The organism is Kitasatospora sp. NPDC059803 (assembly GCF_042732255.1).
In the GTDB taxonomy this organism is placed as follows: Bacteria; Actinomycetota; Actinomycetes; order Streptomycetales; family Streptomycetaceae; genus Kitasatospora.
The window spans coordinates 1,206-4,543 of the sequence record NZ_JBHWIJ010000453.1; the positions used below are offsets into that span (position 1 = coordinate 1,206).

The 3,338-nt window shown below is 76.5% G+C and carries 1 protein-coding gene; it reads left to right on the forward strand.

Annotated elements, in window-relative coordinates:
- Positions 1-3,241, forward strand: a 3,241-nt coding sequence (locus ACFV6I_RS37865) for an amino acid adenylation domain-containing protein (RefSeq protein ID WP_380430651.1), incomplete at its 5' end; no start/stop codon positions are given.
- Between the last annotated feature and the right edge of the window lie 97 nt (positions 3,242-3,338).

The following is a 3,338-nucleotide window of genomic DNA, read 5'->3' on the forward strand; positions in this document are numbered from 1 at the left end:
CCCCGACGCGGCGGCGGCCGTGCCCCCCGAGTCCCCCCGCCCGGCCGGGCCCGGGCACCGCGGCGCCGAGGTCGAGTGCACGGTGCCCGCCGAGACCCACGCCCGGCTCGCCGAACTGGCCCGGCGCGGCGGCGCCAGCCTGTTCATGGCCGTCCAGGCGGGCCTGGCCGCGCTCCTCACCCGGCTGGGCGCGGGCACCGACATCCCGCTCGGCAGCCCGGTGGCCGGGCGCACCGACGACGCCGTCCGGGACCTGGTCGGCTTCTTCGTCAACACCGTGGTGCTGCGCACCGACACCTCGGGCGACCCGGCGTTCACCGCCCTGCTCGGGCGGGTCCGGGAGACCGACCTGACCGCCTACGGGCACGCCGAACTGCCGTTCGAGCACCTGGTGGAGGAGCTCAACCCGGTCCGCTCGATGGGCCGGCAGCCGCTCTTCCAGGTGATCCTGGCCTTCGAGAACAGTGCCGACCCGCTGCCCGCGATGCCCGGCCTGAGCGCCGAGGTGCTGCCGATCGGCAGCACGACGGCCAAGTTCGACCTGTCCTTCCAGGTACTGGAGCGGACCGGCCCGGACGGCGCCCCGGCCGGACTGGACATCCGCCTGGAGTACCGCGAGGACCTGTTCACCGGGGCGACGGCGGCCCGCCTCGCCCGGGCCCTGGCCACCCTGCTCGACTCCGCCGCCCGCACCCCCGACGCACCGCTCAGCGCCCTCGACCTGCTCACCGCCGAGGAGCGCCGCGTCCTGCTGGAGGAGTGGGCCGGCCCGACCGCCCCGTTCACCCCGGTCACCCTGACCGCCGTGTTCGAGGGCCTGGCGGCCGCCGACCCGGACCACCCCGCGCTGATCGGCCCGGACGGCGTACCGGCCGGCCCGGCGACGATGCGGCTGTCCTACGCGGCGCTCAACGAGCGGGCCAACCGGCTCGCCCACCTGCTGCTGGAGCGCGGGGTCGGCCCCGGCGACGTGGTCGCGCTGGCGATGCCGCGCTCCGCGCCGCTGGTGATCGCGCTGCTGGCGGTGCTCAAGACCGGCGCCGCCTACCTGCCGGTCGACCCGCAGTACCCGGCCGAGCGGATCGCCTACATGCTCGACGACGCGGCGCCGGCCCAGGTGCTGACCGTCGAGGCGGTCGCCGACCGGATCCCGGGGCTGCCCGAGGGCGTCGTCCCGCTGGTCCTGGACTCCCTGCGCACCCGGTCCGACCTGACCGGCCGGCCCGACCGCAACCCCGTCGACGCCGACCGCACCCGGCCGCTCGTCCCGCAGGACGTCGCCTACGTGATCTACACCTCGGGCTCCACCGGCCGCCCCAAGGGCGTCGCGGTGCCGCACCTGGGGGCGGCCAACCTGGCCGCCAACCACCAGGCGCGGATGGGCGCGGGGCCGGACACCCGGGTGCTGCAGTTCGCCTCGTTCAGCTTCGACGCCACCGTCTGGGAGCTCGGCGTCTCGCTGTACTCGGGCGGCACCCTGGTGGTCGCCACCGACGAGAGCCGGGTCTCCGGCGAGGTGCTGGGTGCGTTGCTCGCCGAGCACCAGGTCAACCACGTGGTGCTGCCGCCCACCGTGGTGGCCGGCCTGCCCGAGGACGTGGTGCTGCCCGAGGGCCTGCACCTGCTGGTCGGCGGCGAGGCCTGCCCGGCCGCGCTGGTCGACCGGTTCGCCCCGCTGACCGAGTTCCGCAACGCCTACGGCCCGACCGAGGCCTCGGTCTGCGCCACCTGGAGCGACCCGCTGCGCCCCGGCAGCGGCCGCCCGCCGATCGGCCGCCCGCTGGACAACCACCGGCTGTACGTCCTGGACGACGCCCTCGCGCCCGCTCCGGTCGGCGTCACCGGCGAGCTGTACATCGCCGGCACCGGCCTGGCACACGGCTACCTGCGCCGCCCCGTCACCACCGCCGAGCGCTTCGTCGCCGACCCGTACGGGCCGGCCGGCACCCGGATGTACCGCACCGGCGACCTGGTCCGCTGGCGGGCCGACGGCACGCTCGACTACGTCGGCCGGGTGGACCACCAGGTGAAGCTGCGCGGCTTCCGGATCGAGCTCGGCGAGATCGAGGCCGCGCTGGTGCGCCACCCGGTGGTCGTGCAGGCCGCGGTGCAGGTCGCGCCCTCGCCCACCGGCGTGCCCCAGCTGACCGGGTACGTGGTGCCGCTGCCCGGCGTCGCCGCCGTCGACGTGCCGGTGCTGCGCGCGTTCGTCGCCGAGTCGCTCCCCGCGCACATGGTGCCCGCGACGCTGGTGACGCTGCCCGCGCTGCCGCTGACCGCGAACGGCAAGCTCGACACCCGCGCCCTGCCGGCGCCCGGTGCCGCGCCCGCCGCCGCGCAGGCCCCGGTGCGGCGCCCGGGCACGCCGGCCGAGGAGGTCATCGCCGGGGTCTTCGGCGAGATCCTCGGCCTCGACCAGGTCGGCGCCGACGGGGACTTCTTCGACCTCGGCGGCGACAGCCTGCGCTCGGTGCAGATCGTCAGCCGGGCCGCGAAGGCCGGGCTCACGCTCTCGCTGGCCGACGTCTTCACCCACAAGACGGTGGCGGCCCTCGCCGCCGCCGCCCGGCCCGCCACCGAGCAGCGGCTCCCCGCGACGGTGCTGGAGCCGGTGCTGCCGATCCGGCCGGGCGGCACCGCCGAGCCGCTGTTCTGCGTGCACGGCGGGGTCGGCTTCGGCCTGCCGTACGCGGAGCTGGCCCCGCACCTCGACCCGGCCCGGCCGGTGTACGCGCTGCAGTCCGACGGCGTCGCCGCGCCCGAGGGGGAGTGGGAACGGCCGCACGGCGTACGGGAACTGGCGGCCACGTACCTGGCGAGGATCCGCCGGGTGCAGCCGCACGGCCCGTACCACCTGCTGGGCTGGTCCTTCGGCGGGCTGGTCGCGCACGAGATGGCGGTGCAGCTCCAGGCGGCGGGCGAGCGGGTGGCCTTCCTGGCGGCGCTGGACGTCTTCCCGGTGCTGCCGGGCGACCACAACCCGACCGACGAGGAGATCCGCGGGGCCTTCCTCGCCCACCACGCCGCCGGGGCGGGCATCGACGACGGGGAGCTGCGCCGGCTGATGGCGGTGATGCGCCACCACACGGACATCGCCCGGGAGTTCACCCCCGGCCGGTTCGACGGCTCGCTGCTGCTGTTCACCGCCGCCGACGAGGTGCAGGGCGCCCCCGCCGCCGAGCTCGCCGACCGCTGGCGCGCGCACCTGACCGGCGCGCTGACGGTGCACGACAGCGGCTGATCACCGCGACCGGGGGCAACTTCGGCCACGGCAACGTCGCCGGGATCGGGCAGGCGCTCGTCGATTACCCCGGCCTCATGCCGTTCCACCAGGGACG